This window comes from Bifidobacterium hominis (assembly GCF_040095915.1).
Lineage (GTDB): Bacteria > Actinomycetota > Actinomycetes > Actinomycetales > Bifidobacteriaceae > Bifidobacterium > Bifidobacterium hominis.
Genome location: NZ_JBBMFR010000004.1, coordinates 1 through 19,180, shown reverse-complemented (window position 1 = coordinate 19,180; position 19,180 = coordinate 1). Strand labels below are relative to the sequence as shown.

The window sequence follows — 19,180 nt, the reverse complement described above, 5'->3', positions numbered from 1 at the left end:
CGTACTTTGGGTCATGGCCGTCCATGGCACGATGATCAGTTCGCTTCCTCCGGCGTGCCGCCAAGCCGGGGCATGTCGAGGTAACGCCGGTTGGACCATTCGTTCGCGGCGGCGTACCTGATGCACGCGCAGACGAGCATGAGCGCGCTGTTCCCGTCGGGGAAGCCGCCGGCCACGCGCGTGCGCCTCCTGATCTCGCGGTTGAGCCGTTCGATCATGTCGTTCGTGCGGATCCTCCTGCGGTGCTCGGCGGGGAACTCGGGCAGGAGGTAGGTCGTGGCCTCGCCTATGCCCTCGCGCAGGCACCTGGCGGCCGCCCCGAGCCTCCGCCCCTCCATCTCCACGGGCGACCCGCTCGGCTTTGGTGGTGAGCCCGAGCCCGTAACGCCCGCGCGGTACGCCTTCCATCCGCCGGAACGCTCGTACATGGACGGTCCTGGCGATCTCGTCGGCCTGAAGCGTCGGGTATCGCGTTGAGTATCTCGGTGACCTTCTGAGTGACGAGCCGGTCAAGCCTGGCCCCGGGCATGTGCCGGTCGATCCGTATGATGTTCTCGGGCATGGTTCCGTCTCCTGGTTTCCAATCGCGGTTTTTCGTTTTGGCGAATGAAGAAATCGTGCACAGGACGCGGGGCCATACCTTTCACGTCAGGCCTGAAACCCAAAGTGCGCAAGAATTCGGACGTTATCCTCAAAGTACGTAAGAATCTGGACATTATCGCATTCTAGCAATCGTAGTTCTGAGGTAGACGAGTTAGAACTGGAGAAATTAGATTTAGATTCGTCGTGAGTGGCATAAAAATGAAGTCTTTGTGTAGCAGAAGTGTGCACTATCATGAGTAGAAAAGTGTAATTATAAGTGGAGGCAATATGCGACTTGAAATCCGGAACATAGGTAAGGTTCGGCATGCCGACATTGCCATTGATGGAATAACAGTGATTGCAGCTGCCAATAATACCGGCAAGAGCACTTTGGGGAAAGCGTTATATTCCCTGCTGTCACCGTTCCATAATTATGATTCCAATGTGCGCGATAGGCTAGTGCGGTCCGTTTTTCGGGCGATGTCTCAGATGGCTCCTATTGCGATAAAAGATTCACGTTCCTCTACCGGTGTGTTTTTGGAGGAAACGGTGAGTAGCCGAACTATGAGGGTGCTTGCCGAAAAAATAGTTCAAGAGGTTCAATATGGTTCGGAAAGGAGCGAAGAGGACGTTTCTGCGGGTTTCTTAAACATTGCTACACAAGATGATGGCGAGTGCAAAAAAGAATCACTTTCGCAAGAGAGATGGCTTAGATGGGATGATTTAGAGACAATTAGCTCTGCCGCTAAGCATTTTGGCGAGGATGAGAAATATATTGTCATTCGTCAGCGTATTGCAGAATTGCTCAGCGTCTCGGATGAACAGAATGCTCAAATAATTACGCAAAGAACATTTGAAACCCAATTTGGGGAACAGATTAAGGGACTGTTTCCTTCTTCAGGTGATGAGTCCGAGATCGTATTTTCAGATGATCAGAACAGAAGAGAAGTCAAATTCATTGACAATAGATGCGTTTCAAGTCTCCCTGCAACGAACGAAAGACGAAATATCTACATCCTTGATGATCCTTCTCTGATCGATAACATCTCAGTTGCGCACAGAAGAAGACCATCCTCGTCATGGGGACCTAAATACAGAGATGAACTTATCGAGGCGATGCTTAATCGAATGGAAGATCTTCGGTCGGATATATATGACGATTTGGCTGGGTCGGTAGTCGCGCAAGAAAAAATGCAGGAAGTATTGTCGGTGTTCGATAATGCGTTTCACGCTGTTCTCGCGCCATCTCCGTCTGGCTTGGTAATCAATACTGACGAGAAAGTAAAAAATCCGATTCAGGCCGGCAATGCTTCTATGGGGGTGAAAGCATTTGCTATTATCCGTTTCCTTATCGAGAATGGAATCGTTTCAGATGATGACATACTCGTTCTGGATGAACCGGAAATCCACTTGCATCCTGAATGGCAGGTCACGTACGCGCACGCATTGGTGCTTACGGCCAAAACACTGAATGTGAAAATGCTCATTACTACGCACAGCCCGTACTTCTTGCAAGCCTTGGTGGACTATGCGTACATTCTCGACTATTTGGATCAGACGTCGGTTTACACTGCTGAGTCGCAGGATGATGGCTCTTCGACATTTGTTCAACTTGACGATGCAGGTATTGCTGATACTTTTGATAGAATGGCTCGTCCATTCTTGACGCTTCAGAAAGCGGTCGCTGAGAAGGATATGAAAGGGTGAAGCAAAATGCTGACGCCAGATGAATGTCTTTCTTTCCTGAAGATGCAGATGGATAGGTTCTTGGAGACTGATCCAGATAAGCAAGATGAATTTGGCGATCCCGTTGAAACGATTGCTCGGTTGTCCTTCGACGTGAGCAGGGGAGAATCGCTTGTAGAGAAAGATGTACGGCAAATCAACTTCGACTTATATGCGGAGACATTCCGTGAAAACCATACTGTGTCGTCTTCTCCATCGTGTGATGGACAGAACGAATCAGTTGACGGTGAACAGCATGAAATACTACGGCCCTCATCATGTGACGGTCTAAGCAAATCAAATATCAGTGATAATTTTTTCTGTTTTGTTGAATATAAAAACGGTAATATCGTTGCTTATGATCAAAAAACTGGCGTTTATACAATTAAACAGAAGCCGGCTCAGGAAATAGAAAGAAAACTGAATGATTCTGCTTATATGCTGGAGTGCGATGGGGTGATAAGTGCCGAAGTTCTTGGTCGACATTTTGGCGTGATCGTCGTTGTCCGGGATGAAAGGGTGCAACGCCAGAAGGATTGTATGGTTTCTGTTGGACCAAATCCTTTGCTTATGCATATACAAGATTCAGTTCGTGAATTTAAATTGCATAAAGGAATCAGCGCCTCCGAGTCTCGTTATAGTTGGGTTAAAATAATGACTGTTTCCCAATTTACTGAGGTTTACCTTCCATTTCTTGAGGATGCTCGTAAAAGCGTGAATTGAGAAGCGTGATTTGTTTTTCGAATGTGATAGAAGTCCATCGTGTTGTGTCTGTTTACTCGTGAGGGTTTCAATAAAGCACGAAGGTCGTCTTTCTGTAAAGAAGAACGACCTCCGCAAACTGGACACTGCCCAACTTTATCGTGAATAAAAGTACATGTAACCGCATAAAAAAGTACATTCAGTTTTGCTGTCTGCACAAGTCCGGAAAAGCGGCGTTGCGGTAGGTTGTGTAGACGCGAAAACTACATGAAGGTCACGCGAATGCGTCATGAATGTCCCAGACGAATTCAGGTGGGCGGTGCTGTGGTCGAAATAGCTGCGTAAGAAGAAAGATTGTATCATCCTCCCGATTTGATGCATTAAACGGAAGCGGAAAGGACAAATTTTTCTGGAGGACTCTGACCTATAACCACAAACACTACCGATTGTTTTGTTAATTTTATGGTTCACGTCTGAGTTTGCATATGTCCGATCACCACGGACTTGCACGCTTTTGGGCACTACCCAGCTGAAATCAGTGTGCCCGTCTGCCTGTGTTCTAGTGGGACTATGTTTTTCCGTCGAATGGTCGCTGCGATATTCCTTGCGCATCAATAGCGACTACCAGTAGTATAACGAGAAAAAATGTGCTGGTGGTTAAGACTGACTTGTTCCGAACTTGCTTAACTCTGTAATGGGCATACTTTTCCTTAGTTGTGTTATGCATAGCATGCGATTCGCATATCCGACACTAAGCTTAAAATCAGGATATGCGAATCACATGCTGTTACCTATCTTTTACAAATAAGGAAAAAATAGGTGTTATACTACCTTTTAAAGGGTAGAGATAATCACAATTGTGAGAATCATGATAACGATCAGATCCTTCATTATTGCTCCTCCTTTCGATAAAGAAGATGCCAGCGATGATTTAGAACGTTGACGTTGGCATCTTGTTTTATTTTGTCAGTCCGTTAGCGTCGTTCTGCGTACTGAAGGTCTGACAGGAATTTTTCTCTCTCCGCCAGAAGCTGTTGCTTGGCGTTGATTTCCTCTTTTAAAGTGTCGACTTCTTCTTTGACTGTCGAGATTAACTGAGCAACTGTAAGTATGCGAGACTGTGGCTCAGTCTCAAGCGGTTGAATTATTCCGCGCTTGAGAGCAAAATCTTCCACATCACTCCTTTTGAAGAAAAGCTTATTACCTTTTTTTTGTGATGCGAGTTTCCCTTCCGTGGCAAAACGTGCGACACTGCGGCGAGTCACATGCAAAAATTCAGCGGCTTCCGTCGAAGACATCTCAGATTTGGCGATGGGAGCTTCAGGCTTGGTTTCCATGGTTCCTCCTTACTTAGTTAAGGATAACTAGATGTGGCGACATATGAGACATTGGAGAATGCGACGTCCTTTCGAGCTGCTGGGACAATACTGTCGACTAAATCAGAAAAATGATAACATAGCTCAAGAACAAATGAAGCGGGGAGACGCTGGCGATCTCGATATTTAGTTCTGATCGGACGTAGTGAAGGAATCTTGCTTGCATGTCCGTCTCCGGATCCTCAATGCGCTGGTGGCACCACTAGCAGATCGCCTTGATCCGCCGCGCTAGGGACAGGCCGCGGTGGTGGCGCAGCATGTCTCGGATGCGCGCGCTCCACGACTCGATGAGTTTGCTCGAGGACGGGATCGGCTCCGCGCACCCGTCCGGCGGGTCGAGGAACGTGAATGGCTGCCCATCCCTGATCCGTCCGTGCACCATCCGGCGGGTCTTGGCCAGGCGCATGTGCTGGTCCGCGATGATGTCGTCCTCCCAACGGCTCTTCTGGTCGAGGAATCCGGCGAAGTTCCGCTCTCACTGGTTGTACGACGCCATCCACTCGGCGGCCGTTCTGACGTCCGAGACGCGCGACGATGTGGTGGCGCGATCCTAGACAACAGCGACGACCAGGCCGAGCACGTCTCACTCCTCGCCACGTGCCATCCGATTACGTGGCCGCCGGAGACCGCGATGAGCACAACCGTGTCGCGGTGCAGGTGGATGCCGTCGAGGTGCATCACGTCGTGCGTGGATTGGCTACAATGTGTTAGACAGTCCAATGAGGGACGAATGACGTGGGATTGGAGGCCGATGATGGCTGGCCTGAAACATCCCCGCCACTACGACGGGGCGTTAAACGGCAGATCGTGCAGTCGTGCGAGATCGGCAAGCCATCCCGGGAGATCGGGGCCGAGTACGACATCGCGCGATCGACCCTGCGGCGCTGGGTCCAAGACATCCGCGACCGGCGGTTGGAGATGGAGGCGGACGTTTCAGAACAAGCGGCGCCGGTATTCACACGAAGGCAGGCGTGATACGGGCCAACGAGGCGAAGCTCGCGAACCTGCTGGACCGCGAGTTCGACGGCTACGCCCCGCACGCGCATCTGGCGAGCGATCTTACCTATGTCCGCGTCGGCGGACAGGCTGCTGAAGAAGGAGCTCGTGTACCGGAACCACTACACCACGATCGAGCAGCCGAGGCATGACCCCGACGACTGCGTGTGGTGGTCCGACGACCAGCGGCTCCACTCCGCCCTCGGATACCGGAGTCCGAAGGAATTCACCGAACAGGGACTCGTCCTCTAAGGACCCGTCCAACACACCGTTGCCAATCCAGGGTGTATGATTTGTCGCGGAATGTCGAGCGGAGCAATGAGGCTGGTTTGGAGAAAGAGGGGTCGGTCATGGAGGAGTGCGAAGTTAGAGGTGTCACTGATATGACGGATTCTCAAGAAGTGAAGAATGTCTCAGAACAGCAGGACGCTCTTGAACTGAATCCGCTGTATCCGGAATATCAGGCGGAACATCATAGTGAATATGTCGATGCTCTCAAAAGTGCCATAGGAAGTGATAAGAAGGGCAAGCTAAGAAATATAGCGATATCTGGAACGTATGGTTCGGGAAAGAGCAGCATCCTCGAGAAAGTGGTCGAAGACTTTGAAGGGGTAAAACCGTGTAGCACAAAGAACATTTCGCTTGCTCCGCTGGCATCCTGTTGCGGTAATGCTGAACGGCGATCTGATAATAATGAAAATAGGCATGGCTCTAAGGGCCCTACAGATGATTTTTCGACAGACACTCCGACGAATCGGATTCAGCGGGAGATTGTGAAGCAACTGTTGTACGGTGTCGATCCGAAAGATGTCCCGCTCTCTAGATTTCATCGGATTCATGAGAAGGGCAAATGGGAGAAGATAGGGTTTTCCTTGATGACGAGTGTATTCCTGACGATGTTGTTGGGGGCATTTTTCGGTGATGATTTAGGTAAATTCGGGCAATCATTGTTGTCTTCTTTGCCGTTTATCGATAAATGGGCGATAAGTCCATCAGGGAAGTTTTTGCTAGGCTATGTAGTCTTGCTAGTGCTTCTTTTCGCGGCGTCATGGATGATCTGTTCTTATCTTCTAAAAAGCAATCTGAAAATCGGGCAAGTTAATGTGAGTGGTGCCTCGTTGAAATTGGATCAGGGAGTTGACTCATACTTTGACCAGTATCTTGACGAAATTGTATACCTATTCGAAAAATCAAAGATCGAAACCGTGATTTTCGAAGATCTCGACCGATTTGAAAGCCCTGAAATCTTCGATTCATTACGTGAATTAAATCAGATTCTGAATGACGATCCAGTTATTACTGGGGAAAGATCTCGTCGAGATGGAAGAACTATCCGTTTTATTTATGCAATAAGTGACGCCGTGTTTGATGATCAATGTATCAAGGCCTCGGAAGAAACATTAAGTGAAGAAAGGCGAATAGGAGCTTTCTCTCGTGCGAAATTCTTCGATCTTATTATTTCAGTAGTTCCGTTTGTCAGTTCAAATAATTCCCACCAAACGGCACGAAACGCTCTAGGCGATGAAATCACTCGAATAGACAAAGTCGGAGATCTACTTGAAGACGTCGCCGGTTTTATTCCAGACCAGCGTACTTGGATAACGATCCGCAACGATTTCATCATGTACAGCAGAAGACTGCATGTTAACCTAGATGATAAGAAAGATGAGGAGAATACTCTTGGACTATCCGCCGCGCATCTTCTCGCATTTTTGATTTATAAAAACTGTTACCTTGCGGATGCGGAAAAGATGAGAGAAGGCAACAGCAAGATCGACAAAATATATTCGACTGCACGGAGCATTTCCACAGATAGCATTTATAGGCTATCCCAACGGCGCAAAAGCGCGCAAGAAGATTTGGAAATGGCTTTAGACTCTATGGAGGCGGATAGAATTGCCTCCCAGTTGGCGCAGCGGACGAAAGCGTGGATTGCGGAACTCAGCGGCGGAAAAGTCGATGATGATGACATTAATATCTCTGGATATAGCGGCTCTAAATTGAGCGAAGCACACACCTGGGAAGAGCTTTCAGCAAAGCGAAAGGATTCTACAATTAAGATTACCGCTTCTTTCTATGGCGAATCTGGTTGGCGTCCGATTGAAATCACACCTTCAAAACAAACTTTTGAAAAATACCTTGACACGACAATTGATATTAGTCAGCTGACATTGAATGCTGTCAATCAGAGGATCTGTAAAATTGAAAACCGCATTGAAAATCTGAGGACAGGTGATTGGAAATATCTTCTGAATGATAAAGCCTGCGAGATAGATTTCGAGGGTCCCGACATGTTCGATGATTCAGACCGCCAGACATTGTCTCAGTTTATCCAAGACGATCTGCATGAACAGGGTACGTTGCTATCAAGTTTGATTGCCGGTGGTTGGATCGCTCAAGATTACAAGCTGTATTCCACGATTTATTCAGATGAAGGCATGTCGAGGAATGCCCTAAATTTTGTAATACACAATATTAACGAGAACAAATCTGATTTCTCTTTCCATCTCAACGATGCGGATGTACAGAATGTGCTGAAACGCGTGCGACATCGAGATAATTCTCTCTTCGGACAAGCGTGGATGCTAAATATCAGTATTCTCAACTACCTGGTGAAGTCAAAAGCAGATGAAGATAAAAAGACGCTACGCATGGTTATCTCGTATCTATCCAACTTGAAGGGTGTGGCAAAGGATTTCTTGCTTGCGTTTCTCAGCGATGAGGAAAACAAAACAGCTGAAGTTCTTGAACTGCTTGCGGCGGACACATGCTCGGAGATACTGGAGTTCTTGGCGGACGATGTTGCTACGTTAGCTGACACTACAACTTTGTGTGATTTCCTAGACGTTGTACTGCGTCATTTGAATAAAAATGTTCAATACGAAGTTTCCGATGCCTTCAATAATTTCATTCAACAACATTGGGAATTCATTCCCGTATTCAGCGATGATTCTTTAGATGAAGAAGTGGCAAAGCAACTCGACAAGGTGCTGCTTGACTCTCACTACTCCGCTCCAGATCTGTCTTGTTTGAGTGAACCATTGCGCAGACTCCTCGTTGAACATGATGGGTATGATTTCACCAGAAGCAATCTTCTTTGTGCGATTAACGATTTGCAAGGCACGTTTGCAAAGCATGAAATGCTCGCTCTGAACCAGATCAGAAGCATTTCCACCCCCGTCTACCAATACGTCATTAAGAATGTCGACAAGTATCTTGACTTCCTGAAGGAATCTGAATATGCGCTCGACTTCGTTGATGGGACTGTTGCCTCGGATGTCGATTCAGATATTGTTGCAGTGTTGGGCGACTCCGTCCACTCGATATTTGACACTCGCAAATCAGAAGATAAATGGGTGGAGCTTGAGCAAGTTGTTAGCGGAATAATCAAGAAGCATTCACATACTGCTCGAATGCTTCATTTTGAGTCGGACGAATTAAAGAACAGACTTTCTTCGGGAATTGACGATGAAACACGGAAACGAATCAGCGTTTCTTATGTCAATGAGTTACTGCGGAATGATGCGATTTGGTTTACTCCGATGAATCTGCAGACCGTGTTGGAGTCTGTTGGGGATGTCGAGGAGGCGGATGCGTGTGGTGAGTGGCTAAAGCTGCATTCTTCCTTTGAATCAACCAAGGAAGACCCAGAATTTGACAGGGGAAATCTTGCGGTCAAACTGTTGAACCTGCCTCTTGATGTTTGCAATGCGAAGAAAAAGGAATCGCTGGTTCGCTCGTTGCAGCTCGAATCACCACTTTCGGATGAGCAGGTTTCCAATATTAAAGTGGGTGATTCCAGAGTATTCGATCTTAAACGTGAGCCCGATGTCTATGCGCGATTGTTGGATGATAAATCGATTATTGGCGACACTGAAACCGCCTTTGGAATGATTCCTAATATTTGTTGGGAAGCACGTCGAACGTGGATGCTGCGATCTGCAAAATTTATTACTTACTTATCGCCGAATCTTCTTGGACCGAATGAGGCATGTAGGATCATCGCCGATGAAGATACTCGTCTTGAACCTGTGCTGCAGAAGATAGTCGAGGATATGTCTGTTTATATTCAAGATGCAGATTTCGATTATCTTTTGGAAGCGGCAAAGGAGTGGATGAGTCATTCCGGCAAAACTGTAGACAAGGATAGAACCGAATTGTTCGACGAGCTGGCCACCAAGGATGAACGACTACATGGAGTAAAGGAATTGTGGGAACTCGGACTCGAATCGAATCTATGCGTAAGAATGATTAATCGAGCGTTTGACGAACAAGGTATTGACGATGCCAATATTGGCGTGGCTCGAGAGATCATCCAGCATCTCGATGTGCCCTATAGACAGTTATTCAATGATAAAAATCGTACCTTGAATACTGACGATGAAAACTTTGTCTCGTTGATTGCAAAACTGAATCAATACGCTAAACGAAGTGGTATTACCCCAGAAGACATATGGAGAAATCCTCAGGAAAAAGATGGATTTACCAAATATACCGTGGCCTTTTCTTCTGTAGAAAAACTTAATGAAAAGATTGATTTACTGCAAAACCAATCAGCAATTAATAATTGAGCCTCGTTCGTCTTTGCATGCGTTGTTTTGTTATGGAGCGTGCCTCGCCTGCATTTTGCTCATATTTCGCTTATATATGGCAGATTCGGAGGCCTGACCGGAGACATCTCACTTACATATGGCAGACACATGCGGCGAAAACCTCAAAAATGTACCCCCGAAGTGGCTGTTTTCGCAGGCGACATGCCATATATAAGCGAGATGTTTCCGTACGAAAAGCAAAATCTGCCATACATAACGCAGATAGACCGGTTGGCGTGGGATATTGCGCGAAGTGATCTCGCGCGATTGCACGCTGCAGCCTACAGCAGAGGGGTGGCGCGTGGCTTGGCAGTTGATCCGCGTACTTGCAGCTGCACGGGGAACGTCTCGAATGGTTCCTCGATGGGTTGTCCTTCGATTAGTGCCAGAGCCTTTTGTGCCGCATCGACGGCCATGTCGTATGGGCGCTGTCGAACGGTGGTTAGCTCAGCCTCCTTGGCGAAGGTGCTGTCGTCAAATCCGGTTACGGAAATATCTCCAGGCACGGAAAGGCCGCTGCGTTGAAGGCGGAAGAACAATGGAATTGCCTGTGAGTCCTGATGGAAACACAATGCGGTGGGTGGGTTGTCTTGCGCCATGATTTCGGAAATTGCCGCATCCAGAATGCTGTCGCCTTTTTGCACTGCCAGTGTGCGGGCGGTCAGTCCGTCAACTGCATCGCAGGCTTCTTGGAATCCGGAAATACGGTTAAATGAGCTGAATCCCAATGTGGAGGAAAAGCTTTCATATAAATACAGCAGGTTACGATGTCCCAGCTTGGCGAGATGTCGAACGATGAGTTTGATGCCTTCTTTGTCGTTGATACCGACAGTTGCATCGAATCCTTCGCTGGTGGTATTGATGCCGATAATCGGAATTTTTGCGGTTCCGAGACGTTTGACCTCGTCGGGGCTGATGCCAAATGAGGAAACGAATACGGCATCCGCATTGCTGCGTACGGGAAGTTCCTCGAAGAATGCGTCACGCGCTTCCGACCCCTCGATGGGGTAGATGACCAGATCGTACCCGGCGTCACGCAGAACATCGTTAAGTCCGGCAATGATTTCAGCGGTGAACCATTCGATGATGCCGCTGCCAACCAATAATGCTATGCGATAGGTTCTACCGGATTTAAGAATTCCTGCCGATCTGGAAACGCTGAAATTCAACGCATCGGCTGCGGCCTGCACTTTCAACCGTGTTGCTTCCGACACCTGTTCAGGGTGTGCGAAAGTGCGTGAGACTGTAGCGTTCGATACGCCTGCCTTGAGTGCCACATCTCCGATGCTTGCTTTCATGGTGCCTCCGAAAGTTTTTCACTGTTTGTTTCAGCCTACCATCGTTGCCGTCCCCATGGCTGCAAAGTTGAAAGATGAATGAAAAGGGTTGCGATATGACACGCCGTATGAAAAACAATGTGTGCACGCTCACAGTGGTGAGATGAAACGGGTTTCAAATGAAACCGGTTACATTTCAAAAAACCTTGAATTGCCAATATGAAACCCTTGTCGTATGATATTGCTTGTCCGCAAGGGGCGGATGAAGGCTTACGAGGACGTAAGGAGAGATATGAAAATCAACAAAGGTATCGCAGCGGCAGTGGCGGCCCTGAGCATCGTCGGCTTGGCTGCGTGCGGGAACAGCAATACCGCTTCCGGCACAACCGATACGAAAGCCGACAAAGGGCTTGACGTTATCGGCAATAACATCACCTACGACCCTAACCATCTCGTTAACGACGGCAAGCCAATCCAGCTCGAGTACTGGAGCTGGGGCAGCAAGGGCACGGATCCGGTCTACAAGATGATTGAGTCCTACACGAAGACGTATCCGAACGTCACCATCAAAACGGTGAATGTTTCATGGGATGATTATTGGACCAAGCTGCCGTTGGCTCTGAAAGGCAAAAACGGTCCTGCCGTTTTCAACATCCACAACTCTTACGATGCGTTGATTCGTCCATACGCAGCGGATTACGATATCGACACCAAGTCTCTGGAATCCGACTACTCCACCGCATCCGTACATGAAGATGAAAACGGTAAAGTCAAGTATATCGACTCCGTGATTAACACCGGCAACATCTACTACAACAAGACATTGTGGAGCGAAGCGGGCCTCACCGATGCCGACATTCCGACCACCTGGGACGAATTCATCCAGGTCGCCCAAAAGCTCACCAAGACCGACGGCAGCAAGATGACGCAGGCCGGCTTCAACTTCAACGGCGACGCCTACAGCGCCATCTACCAAGGTCTGAACTATCAGAAGGGTGAACTGCTCTTCAGCGAAGATGGCAAGAAAGCCAACTACAACAACGACGTGACCAAAGAAAACATGCAGTTCCTCAAGGATTTGTATGACAAGTACAAGGTCGGATCCGTTGACTTCGGTAACGATTACACCCAAAGCTTCGGTAACGGCCAGTCTGCGATGATCTACGCTTGGGGCCACATGGAAGGCACGCTGAAAGAAAAGTATCCAGATATTGACTACGGCGTGTTTGCCACCCCAACCTTCTCCAAAGACACTCCGTTTGCATACGACCGTTACAACGGCGAATCCACTCCGGGCGTCAACAAGAACCAGAGCAAGGAGCAGCAGGCCGTTGCTCAGGACTTCATCAAGTACCTGCTTGCCAACGATGATTATATTCGTGAAGCGGTATCCGAACTGAATTCCTTCCCAGCCAAGACCTCGCTGCAGAACGACAAGGACATTCTCTCCAAGCCGGTCATGGCCGCCATCCAGCCGCGCGTAGACCGACTGATCTGGCCGGGACCGGCACCGTCCACCGTTGAATCCAGCGGCACCACTGCTTTCCAGAACGTCTTCCAGAACGGCATGTCCATCGATAAGGCTCTCAAGGAGGCCCAGGGTCAGATGGATACCGACATGAAGAGCTCTGACTTCACGTCAATGGAAAGCAAGTACGCTTACTTCGACGAACATAAGTAATACCGATATATCCAATCCCTTTTCCAATCCGGGCAGTCGCGGTACGATTCTTCTTCCGCGCCGCGGCTGCCTTTTATCTACGAGATACGTTCAATCTTCTTATTCGATTCGATCTGACATTCTGTATTGCGTAACAAAACGGTCGAATCGGCTCACAGAGAGGCGAGATTCAATGAAAAACAAAAATGGTGAATCTCTGGTATCGAGAATTTTCACCCTACGCAACATGGCCGTTGCCTTCTTGGTGGTCTATTTCGCCATTTTCCTGGCCTACCCAATTTTTAAAGCCTTCGCGGGCAGTTTGCATAACTGGAATCCTCTGATTGGCACTTATGATTGGGTCGGACTCGACAACTTCAAACAGATCCTCACTGACAAACTCTTCTGGACTTCCATGGGGAACACGGCGGTATTCGCAGGTGTTTCCACACTCTTCCGCATTGTGCTTGGTCTCGGCTTGGCCCTGCTGCTCAGCGCCAAACTCGTCAAATGCAAAGACACCCTCCGAGGTCTGTTCTACATGCCGACTATCACTCCGCTCGTGGCAGTCTCTTTCGTGTGGATGTGGATGTTCGACCCGCAGTTCGGCATGGTAGACAAAATCACAGGACTCGACATCAACTGGCTGCACGACACCAAATGGGCCATGCCGGCAGTCATCATCATGACCATTTGGAAGGATTTCGGCTACGCGACCGTTCTATATTTGGCCGGTCTCATGAATCTTCCTCGAGACGTGTACGAGGCGGCCGCCATCGACGGTGCCAACTCAGTGCAGATTTTCTTCAAAATCACCCTGCCGCTGCTTAAATCAACCACCTTGTTCATTGTCATCACGTCACTGATCAGCTATCTGCAGGCATACGTGCAGATTCTCGTCATGACCGAAGGCGGTCCGGGCACGTCAACCTACACCATCAGCTATCTCATCTTTGATCAGGCATTCCAGAAATACAACTTCGGCGTCGCGTCAGCTCAGGCAGTTGTGCTCTTCCTGTTCACTGGTGTGCTCACCCTCATCATGTTCAAGGTTTCTGGAGATTCGGAGGAACTGGCATGAAATCACGTAAAATTGGCGGCATCATTCTTACGATTCTGCTCTTCATCGCCGCCATCATCACCATTGTTCCATTTGTTTGGATGTTCATTTCATCATTCGCGCCAAATAGCGAAATCGTCAAAGTGACCGGAGGATTATTCCCTAAGCCATCCACGATTGACAACTATGTGAGCATCCAAGAAAAGTTCAATTTCTTGCGATTGTTCGCAAACTCGCTAATCGTAGCAGTACTGAAAACCGGTATTGCAATCTACACAAGTGCGGTGCTTGGTTACGTGTTCTCTAAAATGCGATTCCGTGGTCGCAACCTGCTTTTCGGCATCGTTATGAGCACCATGATGATTCCTTGGGCAGTGACCATCATTCCGCAATACGAAATGTTCACCAACTGGGGTCTGCAAGACACCTACACCTCGCTCGTGCTTCCTGGCATGATCAGCGCATTCGGCATCTTTCTGTTCCGTCAATCCATCTCGGGAATTTCCGACGAACTCATTGAAGCGGCAAAACTCGATGGCGCATCCGAAACTAGAATCTTCCATAGCATCATTCTGCCAATGAGCCACAATACTATCGCGGCGCTCGCCATCTTCACCTTCCTGTGGAATTGGGAAGACTACCTGTGGCCATTCTTGATGATTACCGACGAAAAAAAGCAGCTGCTCGCTGTCGGTCTGAAGGCATTCAACGGCCAATACGGCACCGATTACGGCGGATTGTTCGCAGCAACTTCGTTGGCAATTGTTCCGGTGATCATTGTGTATATGATTTTCCAGAAGCAGTTCATTGCGGGCATTGCGACTGGCAGTGGTAAGTAAGGTAGGAGCGGTATGACAAACAACGCATCAGATAACGCAACCAGTACGGTGTTCTCCGACTATGTGCGCAAGGCGCGGCCGAATATGCGCGAAGCATCGACCCTGCAGGGGGAGCATTGGAGAATCGGCATTCTAACGGAATCGCTGATCCGCTTCGAATGGTCTGACTCCGGCAAATTCGAAGACAATCTCACGCAGATGGTGGTCAACCGCGATTTTGGCGCCGACCCGCAGTTCACGGTGACGCACCGTGATGGATTGCTCATTGTTGACACTCCCGCATTGCATATTACGTATGATGGCAAGCCGTTCAGCAAAGAAGGCTTGAGCGTAGTCGTCAAGGGCATGTCCGACACCCAGTTCAATACGTGGTATTACGGCGACGAGCCGAAGCATAATCTCAAAGGCACCGCGCGCACGCTCGACGAGGCGAACGGCGAAATTCCTCTGGACGATGGTGTGATTTCGCGAGACGGATGGGCGGTGCTCGACGATTCCGCCGCGAACGTGATCGTGGAAGCCCACGAAGTGAACGGCAAGTCGAATCCGCTGGGGGCTTGGGTTATGCCGCGCGATCACAAGGAAACCGACTTCTACTTCTTCGGCTACGGCCGCCGCTACACCGAAGCGGTGCAAGACTTCTACAAGCTGGCCGGACCGACACCGCTGCTGCCGCGCTTCACACTCGGCAACTGGTGGAGCCGCTACTACCGCTACACGCAAGACGAGTACGTGCAGCTCATGGACCGGTTCAAGCGTGAAGGCATTCCATTCACCACATCCGTGATCGACATGGACTGGCATCGCGTGGACGATATCGACCCGAAATACGGTTCCGGTTGGACCGGCTATTCGTGGAACAAGCAGCTGTTCCCGGACCATAAGGCGTTTTTGCACGACCTGCATGAGCGCGGCCTGAAAGCCACATTGAACGTGCATCCGCGAGATGGCGTTCGCGCGTTCGAAGACGATTATGAGGCAGTGGCCAAGCGCGTCGGCATCGATCCCGCAACCGAAGAGGCGGTGGAATTCGACCTGACGAATCCGGATTTCGTAAGCGCCTACTTCGACATGCATCATCGTATGGAAGCCGAAGGCGTTGACTTCTGGTGGCTCGACTGGCAGCAGGGCGGTGTGACCCGTCAGCCGGGACTCGACCCGCTGTGGGTGCTCAACCACTTGCACTACCTGGATTCCGGGCGTGACGGGAATTGGGCGCTTACCTTCTCGCGGTATGCGGGACCGGGCTCGCACCGCTATCCGGTCGGCTTCTCGGGAGACACCATTGTTACGTGGGAATCCTTGCAATTCCAGCCGTATTTCACTGCTACCGCTTCGAATATCGGCTACGGATGGTGGAGTCACGATATCGGCGGTCACATGTGTGGATACCGCAACGAACATTTGGAAGCCCGCTGGTACCAGCTTGGCGCGTTCAGTCCGATCAACCGACTGCATTCCAGCAATTCGCAGTTCATGGGTAAGGAACCGTGGAATTTTTCCGCGGAAGTGCGCGATTCTATGGTGAGCTCGCTTCGTTTGCGTCACATGATGCTGCCATACCTATACACCATGAACTATCGTGCCGCGTTCGAAGGCATGCCATTGGTGGAGCCGATGTATTGGGCGGATCCGAACAATCCGCAGGCGTACGAGGTGCCGGACGAATTCCGTTTCGGCACTGAGCTGCTGGTTGCACCCATCGTTTCCGACAATGATGAGTCGGCGCAGCTGGGTAGTACGGAAGCTTGGCTGCCGCAAGGCGAATGGTATGACTTCTTCGACGGGCGCCGTTACGTTTCGGCAGGGGAGTCCGGACGCCGTCTGGAAGTGTGGCGTGCGATCGACCGTATGCCGGTGTTTGCCAAGGCTGGCGGTATCGTGCCGTTACAGCAGCTTGGCGAGGGTAATAAGGTGAATGATCTGGGCAATCCGGAGTCCCTGCAGGTGCTGGTGTTCCCCGGTGCGAACGGTTCGTTCACACTCAAGGAAGACGACGGCTCTGCGGAGTCAGGCGAAGATCAAACCCATGTTGCCGATACGCGCATGAGCTTCGACTGGAAGAATACGGACAATGCCACGCAGTTCACCGTCAGTCCGGTGGAAGGCTGTGCTGTTGCCATTCCGGCACAGCGTAACTGGGAGGTTGTGTTCCGTGGGGTTGCGCAGCCAGACATGCAGAACGTTCGTATCGAAATTGACGGTAAAGCTTGCGATACTGCAGAAATTACATACGATCAGCAGACGTTGAGTCTGTCGGTCGTTGTGCGCGACGTGCCATCTGCTGCATGCTTGAACGTTACGATTTCAGACGGACTGCAGATTGCCGAGAATTCAGTCGAACAGGACGTGCTTGACGTGCTCTTGCATGCGCAAATGCCGTACATTTCCAAAGAGCATGCGATGCAGACGATTCGTGAGCAAGGAGTGCGTGCGCTCGGGGCTCTGCGCACCTTCGATACCGCGCCCCGTTTCAGCAACGAGCTGTTCGGCACCTCCGGCATGCCCGATTCGGTGATCAGCGCCCTAGAGGAAATCCTCCTTCGCAGCTGATTGGGTGAGTATCTCGCTTATATATGGCAGACACATGTGGCGAAACCCTCAGAAACGTACCCCCGAAGTGGCTGTTTTCGCAGGGGATGTGCCATATATAAGCGAGATGTCTCATGTCGAGACGTGAAATCTGCCATATATAAGTGAGACGTAAGCGAAATATGTCATTTTCTGAATTGCATCTCGATTTCTGGACTGAAGAAATTCAGATTTGACGATCGTGAATGTGATCGCATGTCTGTACAAGTCGAGAATCATCTCTGGATTTAAGTTGTGCAGAGGGGGCTTGCGCTTGCGGGCATAATGAAAACGCACTTGCGATTGTTGAATCTGAATTACTTCAATCCAACAATCGCAAGTGCAATCCACGCGAACTATCTGCTATCTGCCGGAAACCGACGTTTCAGTAGTGTCTTCCGCTATTCGGCGCGTTTCGTGCTGAAGCTCTTGCGGAACGTCAGTACGAGAATCAAGGCAAGTACGGACGCTGCGCACATAATCCAGAACACATTGGATGTTTGCGCGGCGGCTCCACTGCCAATGCCGAACAGTCCGCTCTTGGCGAGCGAAGGATTGGCGATCAGACTGGAATACACGGCCATGCCGATTGATGCGGAAGTATTCATCATCAAATCCAGGATGCCGACGCCACGACCATTCTCCTCAACAGGCAACGCGTCGGAAGCGGCATCGTAAATCGGGGTGTACACCACGGTGACTCCGGCAATGAACACGCAGGCCAGCACGGTAAGAATCCAGAATCCCTTCTCGATGAAAATGGCGGATCCGGCAAAACCGACAACCATAAGCACCGATGCGACGAGCAGCGTCTTCATACGGCCAAGCTTGTTAACGGCCGGACCGGAAACGCAGCCGACAATCGTGGCGACCACATACACCAGCGTGAGACACAGCGAGATCGTGGTCAACGGCATGTTATACAACTGCTCGCCGATAACGTTGTAAATCGGCACGCAAGCGAAGTTGAAGAAGTAGAACACAAACTGCAGCAGCAGGATTGACATGTACGCCTTATTGGTAACGAAAGACCTGCTCAGGAATGGCTTGCTGCCCTTGAGAATCCAAGCGAAAAAGGCGATGCCGAGCAGTACAATGGCTACCAGCAGCCACGCGCTCGGGAACGAGAAGTAGATGGCGATGAGTCCCGCGAACACCGCGAACAGCGCAATGCCAAAACCGTCGATGCGCTCACCCTTGGCGCTGATGTCCGGCGTGTTCTTAATCAACAGCGGAATGAAGAACATGGAAATGGCCGGAACGAGGAACAAATACTTCCAGTCGAAAGAAGCGATGAAACCACCTGCGAACACGCCGATCGCGGCAGCCAAATAGTAGACCGCATTGTAAATGCCGATATAGATGGCCTTCTCCTTATCGTTCAGGTATTTCACCGTCATCACAAGGAACACTGAACCGGCGACCTGTGCGCCGGCAACCTGAATCATGCGAGCGATAAGCACAATCCAGAAATTGAACGAACAAAAGAAACCGAGCAGACTGCCGATTACCAAAGCGCTCACGCCAAACAACGTCATACGCTTAGGTGAGATGAAATCGCACAGCGTGCCGTACAGCATGCAGACGACGCCGAGTACAATGCCCGGAAGCGTGCTGATCAGCGACGCGCTGGCGGACATGCCCAACGAATCGCCAATATTTTGGAACACCAGATTGAATGCTTGGATCATCAACGTTCCAAGCGTGAACACAATAAGCAAGGCTGAACTGCGCCCCGTTTGTTGGACGTTGTTAATTAGGATACAGCCCTAGACCGCGAGGGACATGCTCCGGAACTCC

The 19,180-nt window shown here is 49.9% G+C and carries 11 protein-coding genes and 2 pseudogenes; 8 read left to right on the top strand and 5 right to left on the bottom strand.

What is annotated here, in order from left to right; translation table 11 throughout:
* Window positions 1-35: 35 nt before the first annotated feature.
* Window positions 36-344 (bottom strand): annotated as a pseudogene (locus WMO36_RS03970) (transposase); the annotation flags it as partial.
* A gap of 526 nt (window positions 345-870) precedes the next feature.
* On the opposite strand from WMO36_RS03970, the gene WMO36_RS03965 reads away from it, so the two are divergent.
* Both WMO36_RS03965 and WMO36_RS03960 read left to right on the top strand, forming a co-directional pair.
* The gene (locus tag WMO36_RS03965; RefSeq protein WP_302147052.1) at window positions 871-2,289 is read left to right on the top strand and encodes an AAA family ATPase; all 1,419 of its coding nucleotides are present in this window, start codon (window positions 871-873) and stop codon (window positions 2,287-2,289) included.
* A 6-nt stretch (window positions 2,290-2,295) separates the two neighbouring features.
* Window positions 2,296-3,030, top strand: coding sequence for a hypothetical protein (locus WMO36_RS03960; protein ID WP_080789686.1), 735 nt, complete (start codon window positions 2,296-2,298; stop codon window positions 3,028-3,030).
* A gap of 953 nt (window positions 3,031-3,983) precedes the next feature.
* Here WMO36_RS03960 and WMO36_RS03955 read toward each other — a convergent pair.
* Window positions 3,984-4,346: a helix-turn-helix domain-containing protein gene (locus WMO36_RS03955; protein ID WP_065435006.1), complete on the bottom strand. Its 363-nt coding sequence runs from the start codon at window positions 4,344-4,346 to the stop codon at window positions 3,984-3,986.
* Window positions 4,347-4,590: 244 nt separating this feature from the next.
* Window positions 4,591-5,072, bottom strand: a pseudogene (locus tag WMO36_RS03950) (transposase family protein); the annotation flags it as partial.
* Window positions 5,073-5,489: 417 nt separating this feature from the next.
* Between WMO36_RS03950 and WMO36_RS03940 the strand changes: the two are divergent.
* Together WMO36_RS03940 and WMO36_RS03935 are read left to right on the top strand one after the other, a co-directional pair.
* Window positions 5,490-5,633 carry a hypothetical protein gene (locus WMO36_RS03940; protein WP_302147046.1) on the top strand — a complete coding sequence of 48 codons (144 nt, stop codon included), beginning with the start codon at window positions 5,490-5,492 and terminating at the stop codon, window positions 5,631-5,633.
* 131 nt (window positions 5,634-5,764) lie between these two features.
* The gene (locus WMO36_RS03935; RefSeq protein ID WP_349076897.1) at window positions 5,765-9,952 is read left to right on the top strand and encodes a YobI family P-loop NTPase; all 4,188 of its coding nucleotides are present in this window, start codon (window positions 5,765-5,767) and stop codon (window positions 9,950-9,952) included.
* 302 nt (window positions 9,953-10,254) lie between these two features.
* Here WMO36_RS03935 and WMO36_RS03930 read toward each other — a convergent pair whose 3' ends face one another.
* Complete coding sequence (locus tag WMO36_RS03930) at window positions 10,255-11,271, bottom strand: LacI family DNA-binding transcriptional regulator (RefSeq protein ID WP_250779170.1); 1,017 nt, start codon at window positions 11,269-11,271, stop codon at window positions 10,255-10,257.
* Between the two features lie 271 nt (window positions 11,272-11,542).
* Between WMO36_RS03930 and WMO36_RS03925 the strand changes: the two genes are divergently transcribed.
* From WMO36_RS03925 to WMO36_RS03910, 4 genes are all read left to right on the top strand, one after another.
* Window positions 11,543-12,931 (top strand): extracellular solute-binding protein, encoded by a 1,389-nt coding sequence (locus tag WMO36_RS03925; protein WP_180753743.1) that lies wholly within the window; start codon window positions 11,543-11,545, stop codon window positions 12,929-12,931.
* A gap of 172 nt (window positions 12,932-13,103) precedes the next feature.
* Window positions 13,104-13,991 carry a carbohydrate ABC transporter permease gene (locus tag WMO36_RS03920; protein ID WP_033501658.1) on the top strand — a complete coding sequence of 296 codons (888 nt, stop codon included), beginning with the start codon at window positions 13,104-13,106 and terminating at the stop codon, window positions 13,989-13,991.
* Complete coding sequence (locus tag WMO36_RS03915) at window positions 13,988-14,809, top strand: carbohydrate ABC transporter permease (protein ID WP_099571724.1); 822 nt, start codon at window positions 13,988-13,990, stop codon at window positions 14,807-14,809. Before WMO36_RS03920 ends, WMO36_RS03915 begins: the two co-directional genes overlap by 4 nt.
* A 12-nt stretch (window positions 14,810-14,821) precedes the next feature.
* A complete protein-coding gene (locus tag WMO36_RS03910) occupies window positions 14,822-17,362 on the top strand; it encodes a glycoside hydrolase family 31 protein (protein WP_349076892.1) in 2,541 nt (846 codons plus the stop codon).
* Between the two features lie 419 nt (window positions 17,363-17,781).
* Here WMO36_RS03910 and WMO36_RS03905 read toward each other — a convergent pair whose 3' ends face one another.
* Entirely contained in the window at window positions 17,782-19,092 is a 1,311-nt protein-coding gene (locus tag WMO36_RS03905) for an MFS transporter (RefSeq protein WP_349076889.1), read from the bottom strand.
* Window positions 19,093-19,180 lie beyond the last annotated feature (88 nt).